The following is an 18,284-nucleotide window of genomic DNA, read 5'->3' as shown; positions in this document are numbered from 1 at the left end:
GCCCCTTGAATGTATTACATTTTAGGAGGGTTACGCTTATGAATTTTTCAGAAGAAGTAAAAACTACACTATGGGATTTGATTGATGGAATGGCCCTAAACAAATCTAATTATGTTGTCCATCCTAGCAAGGACTTTAGCCGGAAAAAGAAGTGGGATTTTTCTACGCTGATGAAATTTATTATTTCTATGGAAAGTCAGTCCCTGAAAAATGAACTCCATAAGTATTTTGGATATACGACAGAATGTTCAACAAACGCATCTTTTAATCAGAGGCGAGCACAGATTTCACCAGATGCATTTAAAGATTTATTTTTTCTTTTACATCACACTATAACAATAACTCTAATCTTCACAAAGGATATTTTATAAGTAAAATGGCGGAGAAGTCTCCGCCAGATGTTGAAGCCTTGATAAGTAAAGAAATCTTACCTGTTCGTCCTGGGCGACACGACCTTCGAAAAGTTGCGCCCAAGAAAGCAGCAAGTTTTCTATATAGGATAGCTTAACAACAATTATAATATACACTACAAACATGAATGAAGTAAGGAACCTTCCCATAAACTGCGTTTTCTTGCACAGCCATTGTCGGTACTATGTTCCTCTCCGACTCCCTTCCATCAGAAATACGTTTTCGCCAAGCTTATACGCTTTCTCTTTACCTTTCGGTGATAGGTAGGGTCTCTCCAGTTCCGAACTACACTTTTCATACATACCGCTTCCTTTATACCGAGAGATTCTTCCGTGCTGCTTTCCAGTTTCTTCGCACGTTCCGTAGTTTTCGCCCATATGCCCGAGACTCAACTTCTCTTTGCTCTCTTTCGAGACTTTTTTAACGATACGGCAGAATTCACTTGATGTTACGGTCTGCATGATTGCTCGCTCCTTTTATCAAGGTTACTTTATCCACCCGCCTAGCACCCTGCATTACTGCAACGCACATCATTAAAATCGAAGTGGAATTTCAGATTTTACAACATTAACATCTCTATGATAATAATGTAATAACTCACGTATCCCTTTCGCTGCAATATCGATTTTATTTGTTGGCCCAATAGTTATTTTAGCAATAAAATCTATTTCCTCTAGTCTCTTTTTTATATATGGAATCACTATACTATTTTTATTTCTAAAATTAATCTCTTGTTCCTTGTTAATAGCAAACACAAATCGATATTCATTTTCTCCCTTAAAGCCTGTTCTTTTAAAAAACATGCCGTACAACACACATATCATCTCTATATGTGTAACACATATTTCATAATCTTCACCTTGTAACTCATTAATATCATTTAAGGATTTATAATCGGCTATCATGCCACCATCCAAAAATGAATCATGAAGTGTTCTTTTTATGCATTCTTTTTGAGATTCAAAATCATAATTAACTAATCCATGCCATAAAAAACGATGATTTAATCTTTCTTTAAACTTTGCAAAATCAATTTCTATATTAACTCCATCATAATTAGAATAATTTGACCACAGCAATTGACTATCTTTGTCACACGAAAAAGAACAAACAAAATAATTCTCTGAAAAATCAGTTCCATTTATACTTTCATTTACACGTTTTTCGACTTCTCGAATTATTTCTGCTTTTATATTTTCTTCTTTTAAAACTTCTAAGCATATTTCCAATGCAACTTTTAATTCATCTATGTCATTTAAGTAATCCCATTTTGTAATCCATAGTTCCTTTCCTGATACAATATTAATTAGTGCATCAATTGTTGTATAATGATATAATTTTTCTCCCTCTTCCATTTGAGCTATATAGAGCATATCATCGACATAATGCATATTCATTCCTCCATTTTCTAATTTTTCTATAGTTAAATCAATATTTTATTATCACACACAAATTGTTAATTTTATATTCTCAAAATTTTTCTCCGTTCCAATCTTCCATTGCCACTGCAACAGTTGCTTCTTCCTGTTCTTCCATTGTTGTTACACCCTTTACTTTCTAATCATCTCTCTCATAGCTTTCTCCAATAATTCTTCTTGCTTCATTCCGTCCACATCTGTAACATAAATTTGATGTGGCTTTCCATTTGTTGGAATGATACAGATTAAATCGTGCTTCTTTAATTCCTCCATTGTCTGATCCAGACGATATAACGTACATCCTAAATCACGCATCAATTGCATCTTCGGATACACTACATAACACACACCTGATTCATCGATCCAATCTTTCATTGCTACATATGTTTTTCTCTCTAACAACAACTAATACAGCACCTTTGTTGTACAGGACATTCCTCTGTATCTTTCATTCTGAAACAATTCCTTTTGCATTAAGATTGATTCCAATGCAAAATAATTATTCATGCTTCGCACCTCCAAAATAGTTAACATGGATTCTGTTAAAAATAATGTAAGATCAAGCATAGAAACAAACACTTGAAAATACATCTTTAAAAGTTTCGGTTCCTCGCTAGCCAGCTTTAATCCTTCCAGCTCGTTTGCATATCTTCTCATGTGATGCATGGTCTGACATAACTCATAGAATCAAAAAACCCTTGAAAATGCCCATTTTCTGAGCTTTTCAAGGGTTTTAATCTTCATGTTATCTAGGAAATTAGTTTCCCATCTGTGCAGCCACTTCAGCAGCAAAGTCTTCGTTTTTCTTCTCTAATCCTTCTCCAGTTTCGAAACGAACGAATTTCTTAACTGTTACGTTAGCACCATTTTCTTTTGCTACTTTTTCTACATATTTAGCAACAGATAAGTCACCATCCTGTACGTATGCCTGATCTAATAAGCAGATTTCTTTTAATTCTTTGTTGAGACGTCCGATGATCATCTTTTCGATGATGTTGTCTGGCTTCTCTGGGTTTTCTGTCTTAGCCTGAGCTAATAAGATTTCTTTTTCGTGCTCTAAGTATTCTGCAGATACTTCATCGCGTGAAACGTATTTTGGAGACATAGCTGCTACCTGCATTGCTACGTTCTTTAAGCAAGCTTTGATCTCGTCGTTGATTACGTCTGTCTCAGCTTCTACTAAAACACCGATTCTTCCGCCACCGTGGATGTAAGGTACTACACATCCGTCTGTAACTACTTTTTCAAATCTTCTGATGCTTAAGTTTTCTCCGATAACAGCGATTTTCTCTGTCAAAGCATCTTTTACAGTCTTTGTGTTGTCTGCTAACCATGCTTCGCTTAAGAAAGCATCCATATCAGCTGCTTCTGTTGCTACTGCCTGATTTGCAACTTCTTCTACATATGCCTGGAAGTCAGCATTCTTAGCAACGAAGTCTGTCTCAGAGTTTACTTCTACGATTGCTGCTACTTTGTCATCTTTTACAACAGCTTTTACAAGACCTTCTGCTGCAATTCTTCCTGCTTTCTTGTCAGCTTTTGCCTGTCCGTTCTTTCTTAAGTATTCTACTGCTTCGTCCATGTTTCCGTTTGTTTCATTAAGAGCTTTTTTGCAGTCCATCATTCCTGCACCTGTCATCTCTCTTAATTCTTTTACCATACTAGCTGTGATTGCCATGATCATTTCCTCCATTGATAATAGTTTCTTTAAAAAAATGCTTCAACCTGTATTCAGGCTGAAGCATTTAGTTCCAATCTTAAGCTTCTTCTGTTACTTCTTCAGCTGCTTCTTCTGTTACTTCTTCAAAAATTTCTTCTTCTCCTGTAACACCCTGGTTTGCTTCGATTACAGCGTCTGCCATTTTAGCAACGATTAACTTAACTGCTCTGATTGCATCATCGTTTCCTGGAATTACATAGTCTAATTCTTCTGGATCACAGTTTGTATCTGCGATACCGATCAACGGAATTCCAAGTGTGTGTGCTTCCTGAACACAGATTCTTTCTTTCTTAGGGTCTACGATAAAGATTGCATCTGGAGCTTTCTTCATATCTTTGATTCCGCCTAAGTTCTTTTCAAGTTTCTCCCACTCTTTTTTGATTGCGATAACTTCTTTCTTAGGTAATACGTCGAATGTTCCGTCTTCTGCCATTCTTTCGATATCTTTTAAGCGTGCGATTCTGCTCTGGATTGTCTTGAAGTTTGTGAGCATTCCACCTAACCATCTCTCGTTTACATAGAACATTCCGCAACGTTCTGCTTCAGATTTGATTGCATCCTGTGCCTGTTTCTTTGTTCCAACGAAAAGGATTGTTCCTCCTTCTGCTGTGATGTCAGAGATTGCTTTGTAAGCTTCATCTACTTTTCCAACTGATTTCTGTAAGTCGATGATGTAGATTCCGTTTCTCTCTGTGTAGATGTACTCTGCCATTTTAGGGTTCCATCTTCTTGTCTGATGTCCAAAGTGAACACCTGCTTCTAATAACTGTTTCATTGAAATAACGCTCATGATTTTTCCTCCATTGGTTTTTACTCTTCCGCATATTTCCTGTACTCTGCAACCGTTTCTTCTATATATAATGCGGTCCTGATCTTATCTGGCTGTCATCTTTCTCTCAAATGAAATACAGATGAAAGTCCTATTCAGAATCCATTGAAGAATATTGGCACCGGCAAAGATTGCCATATGCGTGTTTTTTACGACCGTTTAAGTATAGCATAGCAAATCTATGGATTGCAAGTACTTTATCATACTTTTTTACAGTTTTCGCATTTTCTATGACTGTGTCGTACTTCCGAAACCACCGTTTCTCACACTTGTCACATCATCGTCAACTGTGATTCCATATTCCACAAAGATTCCCTGCATAAATCCTGTTCCTTCTGGAATCTCAACGGTTTTATTTTCGTTTGTATCATTTGTGATCTTTGCGAAAATATGTCCCTCATTATCAGAGTAAAAGTAATCGCTGTCAATAATTCCAACCGTATTATTTAATTGCAGACGATATTTGAATCCAAGACCGCTTCTCGGATAACATTTTAGAACCCAATTTTCTTCCATCTCCACACGGATTCCTGTAGGAACTTTCACAGTTTCCCCTGGTTTTATTGTCAATGTCACCGGTGCATAGAAATCATATCCTGCCGATCCTGAAGTAGCACGCTTTGGAAGTTTGATATGATCGTAAATCGTCTTGATTTCTTCTGCATTGGTAGCACCAAAAGTATCGATCCATCCTTCTGTAAACTGCTCGTAACTTACTTTCTGAAATTTTGCAATTCGTTTCATTTGTTTTCTCCCGTTTCTATTTTCTCTCTTGTTGTTTCTTCTTTATGTTTCTGTATTCCGAAACAGATAGCCGGTTCCTCCATGCTGAAAATCATAAGAAGTCCCGGCTAATCTATCGTTTTCTTTCCCAGTCTTTCTGCCGGACAAGCTTACATTTTCGCCGACAAAAATGAAATTTTAGGAATCGTGCAAGATCACTTTCTCTTGGCGAAGAGACTCCTGTACATCGATGACTCTCTGATTTGCGCTTCCCTTCCAGTGAAGACTTACATCTTTTTTATCACACTCGAATTCGCCATCTACAAGCACATCGAGATATTTCACAATCTCCGTGTTTTTAATTTCCTCCCAGAGAGAACCTGTGTAAAGCCAGATTGTCTTTTGTGGAAATTTCTCTCGGATTTCTTTTGCCAGTTCTTTGACATCATAAGCATTTCTGACATGAAGCGGATCTCCTCCGCTAAATGTGATTCCACTGATATAATCTTTGGAAAGTTCCTCAAAAATCTCTTCTTTTGCTGCCTGATCAAAATCCAATCCCCCGTTCGGATCCCATGTGATCGGGTTGTGGCATTCTTTGCAGCAGTGAGAGCAGCCTGCCACCCACAATACGACACGAAGTCCATCCCCGTTTAGCATATCGTCTTTTGTTATGTTATGATATCGCATCTTACATACTCTTCCTTTCTGCGATTTCCGCCATCTTTGCATCGTTCAGACGTGTATCTCCTTTGACTCTTGAATAAGAAAGGTATCCATTCATCCGGTCGATCTTCGTCAGATTTTTGCTTCCGCATACCGGGCAGACATCCATCGCAAGTTCTTCGTGTCCGCAATCGTCGCAGTACGCCAGAGACAGATTGACCCCTTCATAAAGCCCCATATCCATCGCGCGGCGCACAAGGGCTTTGATTGCTTCCTTATTGTAGTTGATCGGATATTTCACATACTGGATTTTTCCTCCGTTGCTGAGTTCCCAGAAACGATACTCCAGATCCTGCTTTTCAATCGGTGTGATGTCTTCTGTCACATGACAGTGGAATCCATTGCTGACATATTCACGGTCAGATACGTTTTCTACGATTCCGTATTTCTTGCGGAACTGCTTTACCTGAAGCCCGCAGAGATTTTCTGCCGGTGTCGCATAGATTGCATACAGATGTCCATCTTCTTCTTTAAATTCGTTGACACGCTTGTTGATGTACTCTAATACTTCCAGTGCAAATGCGCCGTCTTCCACAAGTGATTTTTTATTATGAAGCTGCTGAAGCTCATTGAATGCTGTGATTCCAAAGGAAGCAGTCGCTGATTTTAAGAGAGGCTTGATCTTGTCGTGCAGACCAAGATTTCCACCGTAAAATCCACCTTCACAGTATGCAAGCGGATTTGTCGATGCTTTCATCTCCCCGAGATACTCATATGTACGAATATGGAGCTTCCGGATCAGATTTAAGTAGTAATCAAGTACTTCATAGAAATCTTTGTTCTCTTGTTTTGCCTTTGCATAGATCATTGGCAAGTGAAGACTTACTGCACCAATGTTAAATCTTCCGACAAATACCGGCGTATCTGTCTCATCTTTTGGATACATACCACCCTTTTCGTACCATGGGGATAAAAATGCACGGCATCCCATCGGGCTGATGATTTTACCATACTGCTTATACATACTTGCGATGTAGCCTTTTCCAGTCAGACTCAGCCAGTCCGGATACATTGTCTTTCTTGAACATTCGATTCCTGCTTCAAATACATCTTCCAGTTCTTTTCCCGGTCCATGCAGGTTCTCATCATAGAGGAATACGATTTTCGGGAACAATACCGGCTTTTTATGACCTTCTTTTCCCTGTCCGTTCATTCTGACTTTCAGCATCGTGATCGTGACAAGCTTTGCAAAACGGCTTCTTCCGGTTCCTGCTGTCACTGTAATAAACGGATAATCTCCTCTGCTGGAAGATACGGAGTTAAATTTGTATTCCCACCCTTGGAAGCCCTGCTCCATCTCTTTTTCCAGATCTTTCCATGCGACCTCTTCTGCCTTCTCCCGCTCGATTCCAAGTCCCAGATATTTCTCCACATGGTTATGGAATGATTTCTCTGCAAACGGCTCTAAGATATCATCTACACTTGGCACAGTAAATCCACCGTACTGCTGGCTTGCTGCACTTAGAACAATATCTCCGATCACATCGAATGCTGTATCCAGTGTCTTCGGCTCATTGTACCAGAGATTTCCCATCTCAAATCCCCCGCTCAGCACGTTCTTTACATCAAACAGACAGCAGTTCATTGTATCGCGTCTCGCGGACATGTCGTGGATATAGATGTATCCATCTCTGCATGCCTGAATCTCTTCTGTTGTCAGGAAAAACTTCTTGTAAAGTTCCTTATTCAGTTCATTGAAAATCAGACTGCGCTTTGTAGATACGAGCGCACTGTCTGTATTACTGTTCTCCTTATCACCGATGTACATAATTGACTGACTCTTTTTGTACACCTCGTCAAGCATCTGCACAAAGTCCTGCTTATAGTTGCGGTAATCACGATAGCTCTTTGCCACAAGCGGATTCACTTTCTCCAATGCACCTTCTACGATGTTGTGCATCTCGGCAATCCGGACTTCTTCCACTCCCATATCTCTTACTTTCTCTTCCACAAATTTACAGATAAATTCAAGCTCTGCATCTGTAAATTGGATCAATGCACGATAAGCTGATTTATTGACTGCGACTACTACTTTCTGTACATTAAACTCTTCTGAAGTCCCGTCTTTCTTGATTACTTTCACCATACTACACTTGCTTCCTTTCCCCAGTATTTCATCTATATTTAGTGTTTTATTATCTTTTAGCAAACTAGATAATGTGTCTGCACGAACAATATTACCACTTCCTGCAAGCACCGTCAACAAGAACTGCGCGAAAATATTATACAAAAATCTTCGTTTCCGTTCTTCTAAATTTTGTGAAAAATAAGGATGGACATTGCTGTTCCATCCTTATGTTCTCTCTTCTATTTTAGTTGCCGCACTCAATGCTGATTTCATTAAACAACTTTAAAATTTCTTCCACACTTGTCTGCTGCTTTTCTTTGCCTGACCGATCCATTATGATCTCTCCCTGATGCATCATCAAGAGCCGATTCCCATACTCTACAGCATAGCGAAGATTGTGTGTCACCATGATCGCTGTCAATTGTTTCTTTTTCACAATTTCATCTGTCAGCTCCATGATCCGCTCTGCCGTCTTTGGATCCAGCGCCGCTGTATGTTCATCGAGAATCAGAAGATCCACCGGTGTCATCGTAGCCATCAAAAGAGCCATTGCCTGTCTTTGTCCGCCGGACAATGCTCCCACTTTTGTCTCCAACTTTTCTTCCAGACCAAGTCTTAAGGAAGATAATAGTTCCCGATAATAGGAAATCTGTTTTTTGTTGATTCCTCTTGCAAATCCATAACGTTTTCCTTTGTGATCCGCTATCGCCATGTTTTCAAGAATCGTCATCCCCGGGCAAGTACCAAATGCAGGATTCTGATACACTCTTCCAATCTTCTGATTTCTCCTATACTCCTTTTCCTTTGTGATGTCTTTCCCGTTCATGCAGATTTGCCCTGCTTCCGGCAGGATACTGCCACAGATCAGATTTAGAAGAGAGGTTTTCCCTGACCCATTACTTCCAATCACAGAAACAAAATCCCCCCGATCTATTTTCATTCCAAAATCTTCAAATAAACACATTTCATGAACCGTCCCAGGATTATAGTATTTATAAATATGATTTAATTCAAGCATTTCCTTTCACCTTCCTTTTTCTCTCCGTACTGATCAACAAAATCACAAGAAACAGCACTGCTGTGATCAATTTCATGTCTCTTGGTTCAAAGTTTTTAATTGCAATACCGACACACAACTTGTAAATCACCGCTCCGAAAAAGACAGTGGTAGTTGTTTTCAGAAAGGAAAGCTTACGAAACAGGCTCGTTCCGATGATCACACTGGCAAGCCCGATGACCATCGCCCCAGTTCCCATGGAAATTTCAAAAACCCTCTCCTCCTGACAGAATACACATCCCGCAAGTGCCACAAGACCATTGGCAATCGCAAGTCCGATGATTTTCACATTTCCTGCATCTTTTGCAAGAGAAGTGACTAACTTGTCGTTGTCACCTGCCGCCCGCAGAAGAAATCCTGACTTTGTTCCCAAATAAAGATCCAACAATAATTTTGCCCCAACCGCAATAACAAAGATCAGTGCCAGTGTGGCATAGTTTTTAAGTGTTCCCGGAAACATCCTATCGATCAGATCATTTTTAAAAATGGTTTTCTGAGAAAACAGTGGGACATTTGCCGTCCCGGCAATCCGTAAGTTTACCGTCCACAGAGCTGTCATCATAATGATCCCGGCCAGAAGATCTCTGACCTTTCCTTTCACATGAATCAATCCAGTGAGCATTCCTGCCAGCGCTCCTGCCAGAAATGCCAGAAGCAGTGCCAGAAATGGGGACATTCCCTTTGTGATCAGCGCAGCTCCTACCGCTCCGCCGAGCGGAAAACTTCCATCTACAGTTAAGTCTGGAAAATCCAGTATTTTATAAGTAATATAGACACCAAGAGCAAGTATTCCATAGATGAAACCCTGCTCCATTGTTGTTATGATCAAGCTCATTTTCCTGCCTTCCTTTCCTCATATCCTTTATTCGCATATCTCAGCGTTTTCCAAAAGTTCCTCTCCAAAAGAGATCCCCAGTTGTTCTGCCACTGCAGTATTCAAATAAAGATTTCCTCCTGAAATCTCTTCATATTCCAATTCCGATGCCTTTGCCTCTCCTGTCAGTATCTTTGCTGCCATTTTCCCAGTCTGCTTTCCAAGTTCCACATAGTCAAGTCCTTCTGCCGCCAGACATCCAAGCTTGACCTGCTCAATTTCGCTTCCAAATACTGGAATCTCTGCTTCTTTTGCTCGTTCAAGAATCGTCGGAAGGGAATTTACTACCGTGTTATCTGTCAGATTAGTCAGACAATCTACCTTTCCTACTAATGCTTCTGCTGCCATCGCAATTTCCGATGTATTGCTGACACCTGCTGTCACAATCTCAAATCCATAATCTTCTGCATAGTTTTCATATACTCGAATTGCGGACAAAGAGTTTACTTCGCTTGTCGTATAGAGAATCCCGATTTTTTTCGCTTCTGGAAGAATCTGACGAATCATTTCAAGCTGATCCTTGATCGGAAGTCTGTCACTTGTCCCGGTCACTTCCCCTGCCGGCTTTTTATCTTTTCCTGCCAACTCTGCCGTTTCTGGATCTGTCACCGCCGTATAGATGACTGGAATCTCTGTATCCATCGCCGCATTAAATGCAGTCTGTGCACTTGGGGTTGCGATTGCACAGATCAGATCCATCTGATCTGCCACAAATCGATCCGCAATCTGACTTGCAGTGCCCATATCCGCCGCTGCATTTTTCACTTCGATGTTTAGATTTTTCCCTTCTTCCAACCCTTCTTCTTTTAATCCTTCCAAAAACCCTTCCCTGCAGTTATCAAGAGAGGCATGCTCCGCAAACTGTGAGATACCGATACGATAGATTTGCTCTCCTTGCTCGTTCTTTGCTTCCTGCTTGCTTCCACAGCCTGTGATTGCTACAATCGCTAGCACAGCTGCCAGACTTCCTGTTAATTTTCCTACCTTTTTACTCATTCTTCTCATCATCTTTCTCTGCTCCTTTTCCTTTTTTAATTATGCTGATATCCACTTGCCAGGCAGATAACTATGATGTTAGCAAAGATTAGACAATTCGGATCGTGAGCACTTCGAGGCTTCGCCTCTCAGTCGCGGGCAGCCCGCGAATATTTTTCCAGTAATGCTCTCTTTTGTGCAAGCACAACGAGCGCCTTCCTATGCTTCACATTTCGCAATGGGATCGTGAGCACTTCGAGGCTTCGCCTCTCAGTCGCGGGCAGCCCGCGAATATTTTTCCAGGAACGCTCTCTTTTGTGCGAGCACAACGAGCGCCTTCCTATGCTTCACATTTCGCAATGGGATCGTGAGCACTTCGAGGCTTCACCTCTCAGTCGCGGGCAGCCCGCGAATATTTTTCCAGGAACGCTCTCTTTTGTGCAAGCACAACGAGCGCCTTCCTGGAAAAATGCTCACGATCCTTGCCAACACGAAAAAAACCGCCTCAAGCTCTTGCTTGAGACGGTAATAATAGGTATTATTATCGCGGTACCACTCAAATTGACACGTACTGTCCTCTTTCTCATGTACTAACATACACTCCTGATTGATAACGGGTTCGGTTCCCGACGTACCATACTCTCCTACTGATTTCAGGCCGCCCTCGAAAGTCCATTCAATCATCAACTTCATATGGCAATCGCACCTCCTGCCACTCTCTGGGATGTCGTTTGATAACCTACTCCTCTTTCTCAACGGTTTAAAAAGTTATTTTTTATTAATTTATTACAGAAATATAAATTTGTCAATACTTTTTACATCTTTTCAAAACATTTTTATTTTTCTGTCTAAAGCAATTCCAAAAGGAACTTCTCTACCTTCCGTCCTTATAATTAAAATCTGACAAAGAGATATCCTTCTGTTTCTTCACGGTTTCTACGGATCGTTCCAGGTTCTCCTGCATCTGACTCGCGTAGTTTTTCAATTCTTTTTTGTAAATCTCTTTTCCAGAAAAAATAGAAGAGGCAATGTCACCAAAATCCGGAACAACCGGCTGGATCATACTGTAAACCAGCTCAATATTGCCATTTTCTGCCACCGGATTCGGAACAGCAATGCTCTGCTCCATCGCATATTGATAATAACGTCTCATATGTTCATTCTCAATATCTTTTTCTCCGAGATCCCCTCGCACAGACACAAATCCTCCCTGCGCCATCAGTTTTTTCTGATATTCATAAGAATAGAGATATTTTAAATATTCTGCCGCAATATCCGGGTGTTTGCTGTTCGCTGAAATTCCCATCCATCCCTTTGTAAACGGACGCAGTAGTTTCCCATCCGGAAGTTTTTCATTCACCGGAACTTTCATTACTCCGAAATCCAAATCCGGATTATCCTTTTCCCAAACTGGAATGCACCATGCTCCCTGCACAAGAAATGCTGCCTTGCCTTCTCCAAACAGCTTTCTTGCCTCCGGCGCTGTCAATGATGCTGTATCCGGATGAAAACATCCTTTTTCATACAACTCTTGATAGAGGTCAAACGCTTGAACCACTTCAGGATCTGCAAATGTTGTCTGCTCTTCCTGTAAAAATACTTGTCCTGCCGGTCCTAATTTTGCTCCTCCTACTTCTGAAAATGCACGAAGCTCAATATCCATACGGTTTTTCTGTGCACCGCTTGCAACCATGCCGTAATACTTGCCATCTCCATTTTCCGTAACCTGCTCGCAGACTTGTCGAAACTCCTCCCAGGTTACTTTCTCCGGATCAATCTCTGCCCCCACTTCTTCCAAGAGAGCCCGGTTATAAAATAAAAGTGCACTCGGAATGTCTACCGCTTCTGGAAGAAGATAGACATCTTCCCCTTTCATTGTAACATTTTCACATAGAAATTCCGGCTGGATCTGCGCAAAGAAATCTTCTTCCAAATATAGATTCATCGGAAGAAACCATCCCTCACTGACTGCCGTGGAAAACGTAACCGTAGACGGTAATGGAAATAAGTCCGGAGCATCTCCTGCCCGAATTCCAGACAGCATCGTTTCATTAAACTGCGCCTGTGTCAGCGTCGTATAATTTACAGTAACATTTGGATGATCCTTCATAAACTGCTCATTCAATTTTTCTCTGGCATCTTTCGTACTGTCACTCCAGTCGACGATATTCAATACGACTTTTTCATCTTCCGGTGTCTTAATTTTTTCAAACTCTGCTTTCTGACTGCTGTTCCCCGCTTCCGGGCTTACGACTTTTACTCCACCACAGCCAGTCATACCTATCAATGCTCCTGCCAACAGCACTGCAATTCTTCTTCTCATATGGCATCCCTTTCTTTCCGCTATTCTTTGACTGCCCCTGAAATTCCCTGGATAAAATATTTTTGGAATGTTACAAACAACAATAGCATCGGAAGGATGGTAATACAAGCTCCCGCTGCAATACTTCCCCACTCCACAATATTTTCTCCCTGAAAAGAATACAGACCGACAGAAAGTGTACGGATTTTCGGCTGATTCACAGACAAAATAAGTGGATACAGGAAAGAGTTCCATGTCCAGATTGATTGCGTGATCACTACGGTTCCGATCACCGGTCCCGCAAGCGGAAACATGATTCGGAAAAACACATCAAATTCACTTGCCCCTTCCAGCACTGCAGATTCTTCCAGTGCTTTTGGGATCGACTGAAAGAATTTTGAAAACAACAAAATAAAAATCACATGTCCACCACCGACTTCTGCCAAAATCAGCCCAATCAAAGAACTCTCGCAATGGAGCATCCGCAAAATCTGATACACCGGGATTGTAAAAAAGATTGTCGGGATTCCCATAGAAATCATCATAACCGTATAAATAATCTTTTTTGCCCGGAACTCAAAACAACCCATAATATATCCCGCAAGCGCTGTAACTGCAAGAATCACAACAACCGAAACAACCGTCACAATCACCGTGTTCAGAAAATATCGGGAAAATTCCGCCTGCTCCCATGCATTTTGAAAATTTTGAAAGGTAGCACGATTGTCTGCAAACAACTCCAAAAAGGAATTCGTATTTTTACTGCTGAATGCGATCAACAACATCAGCAGGAATGGTGCAAGCCAGATTGCTGTGCTTACAAATAATAAAATTTTCTTTAACATGCCTCTTTTCCTTCTTTCCACTTCTTTTGAAAGAATCGTATCAATCCACTGCACAAAATCAAAAATACAAGACACATCACGACTGCCGCACTTGCATAACTAAGTCTCGGCGCTCCAAACGAACTGGAAAATGCTGTCCTGTAAATATAAGTCGATATCATATCTGTCGAAAAATAAGGGCCTCCACTCGTCAATGTCTGTATGATATCAAACATTTTCAAGGCATTTAAAAATGCCACGGAAGTAACCGTAAAGATGACCGGCTTCATTGTCGGGATCAAAATGTAGCGGACAAACGCCGGTTCACTGGCTCCATCTACCTTAGATGCTTCAATTACTGCCGGAGATACCATCTGAAATCCTGCCATCCAGTAAATAAATAATGTCCCTGTCTCTTTCCATACAGATACAAGGATAATCATTAAAAATGCCCACTTAGGTTCTGTCAGCCATTCAATCTTCTCAAGACCAACACCACTGATGACCGTATTGACAAATCCATCATAGCTGAAAATACTTTTCATCAGAATACCAATCGTAGCAGAAGTTGCTACGATTGGCATGATAAATACTAGGCGGACCATTTTTTTCTTTTTAAATGTATTATACTCTACAAGATAAGCAAGGAAGAACGATACTGTTACCTGAAAAAAAGTTCCTGCCACTGCATACAATACACTGTTTTTCACTGCGTTCCAAAACAAACCATCTCCCAGGACTTCTACATAATTGTCCAGCCCTACAAAATTTGCCGTTTTTGTAATTCCATTCCAATTCAACATGGAATAAAACAGATTTAGGAGCAATGGATATAACTGAAATACTGCATACAGAAAAAGTAGTGGCAGCAAAAATGTTACAATGATTTTTTTATGGTCTCTTTTCATATTCGCTCACCTTATCACAAAAGGACTTTTGTCCTTTTACAACTTGAATCCTGCATAATTCTTGGCTACCTCGATGACACGGTACACATCCAGGTTTTGTTGGAATGCCATTTCATTTCTGCGAATGAAGTCAAGTACATCTCTCCACATACGCTGTGCTTCTGTATGTTTTCCTGCACTGATCAAACGGAGTGCCTCTGCCATCTTCATCACATATTCTCTGTGGTATCCTAACTGTTTCCACTCCTGCTTTTGAAGACCATCTCTTTTGGCTGTATTTGCCTCGATCACCGGAAGCATCTCCTCTGCGAGATTTACACACACTTCATATCTTGCTGACAGAACTGGATTTAATCTCTCACCGATTGCGTTGAAATAATCGCAGGAAGAATATGCAGAAAGATTTTCCAGATAAGTGATCACTTCTTTCCAATTTTCTCCGTACATGCTGCTGAAGTATTCTTCCTTGAGCTCTTCGTAATCGCGTGTATTGTTCCAGAGCATCTGTCCCATAACATAGTTCGGGAAGTTATGCGGAAATCCTGCCCGAAGTTCCTGACAGCTGATATATCCGTTTAACTGCAAGTTTTTCAGGAAATGAATATCGCGGTAGATCACATGACTGATCTTCATGTAACCAAGGTCTCCATAATGTGCTCTTCCAAGCGGATAATCATATACAAAGCTGTCTCCGTCAAACATCTTCTTCCATGCAAAAAGATAAGAAAGATTCTCTTCCAGTGAATTCGGAAGCACAATCTGATTTCTTACATATGCCTTCGGTTCCGGAACATCTGTTTCGTAATTGACATCTTCATAACTCATTTCAAATGTACGCGTGATCGGCGCAAACATCATTGTAAATCTCTCTGGATTTTTGAGTTTTTCTTTCTCTGGCGCAAACAACAGTTCATGGTACAACAAGAAACAAATCTTTGTATCCAGACCTTCTTTCGTCAGCGCTTCATCCAGCTGATTTAAAATGCGGACATACTGATCTGATGGAAGATCCTTTTGACAGTGCTCACATTCACAGATATTATTTCTCGCATCGGAAAGCCATACATGCAGATAATCTACATCTCTTCTTTCTTTTGCATAATTGACGATCAGTTCTACCATCTTGTTTCCGACTTCCGGATTTGCAAAGTCAAGACTTGTCAAGATCGGCGCTGTATCAAACAGCTCTCTTTTTCCATTTAATTCTGCCACAAGATGTTTTTTCTCTTCCGGAAGGGTAAGACCTGATTCCCATCCATACTTTGAAGAATATCCGAGCACTTCCCCAGTCCATCCATGACCTACACGATGATGCACAATTCCTCTGACCTTCATCTCCTGATCGATCCGATCGCTCATCTCCTGAGCAATTTCTGTATTGAACGGTTCTTTTTCTGCATATGGATTAAATTCATGTTCATACCATCTCTTAAAGAATGAGTATGGATTTTCAAACTGGATAAAGAACGTATTCATTCCAATCTTCGGAAGCCAGTCGATAAAATCTCTCAGATTCTCATAAGAATCTGCTCCTTCAATGCAGACTCCTCTGTGTCGGAAACTTGCTGTCTCCTCAATAGAGATTTCCTTTTCTGCCCAGTCGTTTTCGGAAAGAACTTGGAAGAATTCATTCTTTCTGCCCGGACGAAGATATCTCACGCCAAATTCATGGAAAAGACGATACACGGCAATCAGTACTCCCACTTGAGAATCTGCCTGAATCTTCCCCTTTCCTCCGTGGAGTTCGATACAGATATGATCCATATCTGTATCTTCTTTTTCCACGATCACTTTCAGATCTGCATCTTGCTCGGATGCTTTTTCTGCCTGCATTTGTAATACTGCCTCAAAATAATGCTGCATCTCTGCATGCAGAAATTCCTGCTCTTCTGTCTGATACCAAATTTTTATACTCATTAGTTTGCACCTTCTTTTTCTTTCAATAAGTTTCTCTTATCTGCCGCTTTGAAGAACGGGTAATAGATAACAAAGGACACAATCACAAGCACGATCTGTAATACCGCACCTCTCCAGCTTCCTGTCGCTAAAAATCCTCCGATGATCGGTGGTGTTGTCCAAGGAAGTGTTACACCTGTTGTATAAGGAACAAGGTTTGTCAGCATCGCTACATATGTAATTACTGCATTGACAACTGGTGTCAGTACAAACGGAATCAACATGATTGGGTTTAATACTGTTGGGAAGGTAAATAAAATTGCTGTGTTAATATTAAATAACGCTGGAATACCAGATACTTTTCCAAGTGTTTTGTATTCTTTGCTCTTGCTGAAAAACATCAGGCAAAGTGCCAGACCGATTGTCGCACCGCCCCCTCCAATATACACAAACAGGTCCATAAACGGCGCTGTTACGATATTTGGAAGAACTTCTCCTGCTGCCTGAGCGATACGGTTTGCATCTGCATACTGGATCCAAAGAGGATTCATAACTGCTCCGACTACCTGTCCACCATTGACACCACAGAACCAGAACAGAGAATTTAATAATACTGCAACGAATGTTCCCGGCAATGTACTTGCAATCAATCCTAATGGTTTTCCTACTACAATAGAAAGAATTGCATTTAAACTTCCAAGTCCTGTCGCTTCAATTACTTTTAATACAACTGCAAAAAATGTTAAAATTACGATTCCCGGAATCAATGCAGAAAATGATTTACTTACTACATCCGGAACACCTGCCGGCATTTTAATCGCAATATTCTTTTGGATAAACCAGCGATAAATTTCCGCTGAGATCATAGCTACAACAATTGCTGCAAAAATTCCTTTTCCACCTAACATTCCATAAGGAATTCCAACTGCTCCGTCTTCTGCTGCCAGTGGCGGTGTCATCAGAAGAAATGCTCCCAACGAAATTACACCTGCTGACGGACCGTCAGTTCCATACGATTCTGACAGACGATACGCGATTCCAAATGCTGTTACAAGCGCCATCAAGCCGAATGAGTTATTTGCCATTGTGTTTAAAAGAACATCCAGATTCCAATGAGAATGCAGCCATGCGATCCATGCCTGTATTGGGAAATCTTTTATCAAAACAAAGAATGATCCCAATAATACCAATGGCATTGCCATCATAATTCCCTCTCTCAGAGCTTTTAAATGTCTCTGTTTTCCAATCCGCTCTCCGAGCGGAGCGAGTTTTCCCTCTAAAAATGCTAAAATACGATTCATAGCAACCTCCGTTTTTATTTATTTTTTATAAATATATATTATACCATTCGACAGCATTTGTAAAGTTTTATTTTATTTTTTATAAATAAAATTCTTTTTTTGTCTAATTTACCACGAAATTAGCATTTTTATCCGCTCTTTTTTTAGATTACAGTGATTTCTTATGGCAAAAACTTCCTTTGCGTGATAAAATAGAAACAAATCACATCGATATGACAGTCATTTTATCTTACTTATTTATTTTCGATAAAG

The 18,284-nt window shown here is 40.5% G+C and carries 18 protein-coding genes; 1 reads left to right on the top strand and 17 read right to left on the bottom strand.

What is annotated here, in order from left to right:
• Positions 1-38: 38 nt before the first annotated feature.
• Positions 39-371: a hypothetical protein gene (locus ACGG81_RS06220; RefSeq protein WP_270196895.1), complete on the top strand. Its 333-nt coding sequence runs from the start codon at positions 39-41 to the stop codon at positions 369-371.
• A 222-nt stretch (positions 372-593) separates the two neighbouring features.
• On the opposite strand, the gene ACGG81_RS06215 is transcribed toward ACGG81_RS06220, so the two are convergent.
• From ACGG81_RS06215 to celB, 17 genes are all read right to left on the bottom strand, one after another.
• On the bottom strand, positions 594-872 hold the full coding sequence (locus tag ACGG81_RS06215) for a hypothetical protein (RefSeq protein ID WP_270196896.1): 279 nt from the start codon (positions 870-872) through the stop codon (positions 594-596).
• 72 nt (positions 873-944) lie between these two features.
• On the bottom strand, positions 945-1,802 hold the full coding sequence (locus tag ACGG81_RS06210) for a DUF2971 domain-containing protein (protein ID WP_270196897.1): 858 nt from the start codon (positions 1,800-1,802) through the stop codon (positions 945-947).
• 159 nt (positions 1,803-1,961) lie between these two features.
• Complete coding sequence (locus ACGG81_RS06205) at positions 1,962-2,234, bottom strand: hypothetical protein (protein WP_390110140.1); 273 nt, start codon at positions 2,232-2,234, stop codon at positions 1,962-1,964.
• Positions 2,235-2,495 (bottom strand): hypothetical protein, encoded by a 261-nt coding sequence (locus ACGG81_RS06200; protein ID WP_390110137.1) that lies wholly within the window; start codon positions 2,493-2,495, stop codon positions 2,235-2,237.
• A gap of 91 nt (positions 2,496-2,586) precedes the next feature.
• A complete protein-coding gene (gene tsf, locus ACGG81_RS06195; protein WP_009262529.1) occupies positions 2,587-3,507 on the bottom strand; it encodes a translation elongation factor Ts in 921 nt (306 codons plus the stop codon).
• Between the two features lie 79 nt (positions 3,508-3,586).
• On the bottom strand, positions 3,587-4,339 hold the full coding sequence (gene rpsB / locus ACGG81_RS06190; protein ID WP_390110135.1) for a 30S ribosomal protein S2: 753 nt from the start codon (positions 4,337-4,339) through the stop codon (positions 3,587-3,589).
• Between the two features lie 267 nt (positions 4,340-4,606).
• Positions 4,607-5,122 carry a deoxyuridine 5'-triphosphate nucleotidohydrolase gene (locus ACGG81_RS06185; protein WP_390110132.1) on the bottom strand — a complete coding sequence of 172 codons (516 nt, stop codon included), beginning with the start codon at positions 5,120-5,122 and terminating at the stop codon, positions 4,607-4,609.
• A 177-nt stretch (positions 5,123-5,299) separates the two neighbouring features.
• On the bottom strand, positions 5,300-5,791 hold the full coding sequence (gene nrdG / locus ACGG81_RS06180; RefSeq protein ID WP_008975993.1) for an anaerobic ribonucleoside-triphosphate reductase activating protein: 492 nt from the start codon (positions 5,789-5,791) through the stop codon (positions 5,300-5,302).
• A gap of 1 nt (position 5,792) precedes the next feature.
• On the bottom strand, positions 5,793-7,913 hold the full coding sequence (gene nrdD / locus ACGG81_RS06175) for an anaerobic ribonucleoside-triphosphate reductase (RefSeq protein WP_008975994.1): 2,121 nt from the start codon (positions 7,911-7,913) through the stop codon (positions 5,793-5,795).
• A 226-nt stretch (positions 7,914-8,139) separates the two neighbouring features.
• A complete protein-coding gene (locus ACGG81_RS06170; protein ID WP_009262533.1) occupies positions 8,140-8,913 on the bottom strand; it encodes an ABC transporter ATP-binding protein in 774 nt (257 codons plus the stop codon).
• Complete coding sequence (locus ACGG81_RS06165; protein ID WP_117576219.1) at positions 8,906-9,787, bottom strand: ABC transporter permease; 882 nt, start codon at positions 9,785-9,787, stop codon at positions 8,906-8,908. The genes ACGG81_RS06170 and ACGG81_RS06165 overlap by 8 nt, the downstream gene beginning before the upstream one ends.
• 27 nt (positions 9,788-9,814) lie before the next feature.
• Positions 9,815-10,834, bottom strand: coding sequence for an ABC transporter substrate-binding protein (locus ACGG81_RS06160; protein ID WP_390110128.1), 1,020 nt, complete (start codon positions 10,832-10,834; stop codon positions 9,815-9,817).
• 841 nt (positions 10,835-11,675) lie between these two features.
• A complete protein-coding gene (locus tag ACGG81_RS06155; RefSeq protein WP_270602688.1) occupies positions 11,676-13,124 on the bottom strand; it encodes an ABC transporter substrate-binding protein in 1,449 nt (482 codons plus the stop codon).
• Between the two features lie 20 nt (positions 13,125-13,144).
• Positions 13,145-13,948 (bottom strand): carbohydrate ABC transporter permease, encoded by an 804-nt coding sequence (locus ACGG81_RS06150; protein WP_009262538.1) that lies wholly within the window; start codon positions 13,946-13,948, stop codon positions 13,145-13,147.
• Positions 13,942-14,835, bottom strand: coding sequence for a carbohydrate ABC transporter permease (locus tag ACGG81_RS06145; protein ID WP_016439081.1), 894 nt, complete (start codon positions 14,833-14,835; stop codon positions 13,942-13,944). The genes ACGG81_RS06150 and ACGG81_RS06145 overlap by 7 nt, the downstream gene beginning before the upstream one ends.
• 36 nt (positions 14,836-14,871) lie before the next feature.
• Positions 14,872-16,752 (bottom strand): DUF4838 domain-containing protein, encoded by a 1,881-nt coding sequence (locus ACGG81_RS06140; RefSeq protein ID WP_390110124.1) that lies wholly within the window; start codon positions 16,750-16,752, stop codon positions 14,872-14,874.
• On the bottom strand, positions 16,752-18,032 hold the full coding sequence (gene celB, locus ACGG81_RS06135; RefSeq protein ID WP_117576223.1) for a PTS cellobiose transporter subunit IIC: 1,281 nt from the start codon (positions 18,030-18,032) through the stop codon (positions 16,752-16,754). Before celB ends, ACGG81_RS06140 begins: the two co-directional genes overlap by 1 nt.
• Between the last annotated feature and the right edge of the window lie 252 nt (positions 18,033-18,284).

The sequence above is a fragment of the Faecalimonas umbilicata genome (genome assembly GCF_042846195.1).
In the GTDB taxonomy this organism is placed as follows: domain Bacteria; phylum Bacillota; class Clostridia; order Lachnospirales; family Lachnospiraceae; genus Faecalimonas; species Faecalimonas umbilicata.
Note: the sequence above shows the minus strand (reverse complement) of the source record. Positions and strands in the feature narration are given on the sequence as shown.

Coding starts and splice junctions, on each gene's coding strand:
- nrdD (WP_008975994.1), bottom strand. CDS start 7,913: ATGGTGAAAGTAATCAAGAAAGACGGGACTTCAGAAGAGTTTAATGTA.
- ACGG81_RS06140 (WP_390110124.1), bottom strand. CDS start 16,752: ATGAGTATAAAAATTTGGTATCAGACAGAAGAGCAGGAATTTCTGCAT.
- ACGG81_RS06145 (WP_016439081.1), bottom strand. CDS start 14,835: ATGAAAAGAGACCATAAAAAAATCATTGTAACATTTTTGCTGCCACTA.
- ACGG81_RS06200 (WP_390110137.1), bottom strand. CDS start 2,495: ATGCATCACATGAGAAGATATGCAAACGAGCTGGAAGGATTAAAGCTG.
- rpsB (WP_390110135.1), bottom strand. CDS start 4,339: ATGAGCGTTATTTCAATGAAACAGTTATTAGAAGCAGGTGTTCACTTT.
- ACGG81_RS06220 (WP_270196895.1), top strand. CDS start 39: ATGAATTTTTCAGAAGAAGTAAAAACTACACTATGGGATTTGATTGAT.
- ACGG81_RS06150 (WP_009262538.1), bottom strand. CDS start 13,948: ATGTTAAAGAAAATTTTATTATTTGTAAGCACAGCAATCTGGCTTGCA.
- ACGG81_RS06165 (WP_117576219.1), bottom strand. CDS start 9,787: ATGAGCTTGATCATAACAACAATGGAGCAGGGTTTCATCTATGGAATA.
- ACGG81_RS06210 (WP_270196897.1), bottom strand. CDS start 1,802: ATGCATTATGTCGATGATATGCTCTATATAGCTCAAATGGAAGAGGGA.
- celB (WP_117576223.1), bottom strand. CDS start 18,032: ATGAATCGTATTTTAGCATTTTTAGAGGGAAAACTCGCTCCGCTCGGA.
- ACGG81_RS06215 (WP_270196896.1), bottom strand. CDS start 872: ATGCAGACCGTAACATCAAGTGAATTCTGCCGTATCGTTAAAAAAGTC.
- ACGG81_RS06185 (WP_390110132.1), bottom strand. CDS start 5,122: ATGAAACGAATTGCAAAATTTCAGAAAGTAAGTTACGAGCAGTTTACA.
- ACGG81_RS06160 (WP_390110128.1), bottom strand. CDS start 10,834: ATGATGAGAAGAATGAGTAAAAAGGTAGGAAAATTAACAGGAAGTCTG.
- nrdG (WP_008975993.1), bottom strand. CDS start 5,791: ATGCGATATCATAACATAACAAAAGACGATATGCTAAACGGGGATGGA.
- ACGG81_RS06170 (WP_009262533.1), bottom strand. CDS start 8,913: ATGCTTGAATTAAATCATATTTATAAATACTATAATCCTGGGACGGTT.
- tsf (WP_009262529.1), bottom strand. CDS start 3,507: ATGGCAATCACAGCTAGTATGGTAAAAGAATTAAGAGAGATGACAGGT.
- ACGG81_RS06155 (WP_270602688.1), bottom strand. CDS start 13,124: ATGAGAAGAAGAATTGCAGTGCTGTTGGCAGGAGCATTGATAGGTATG.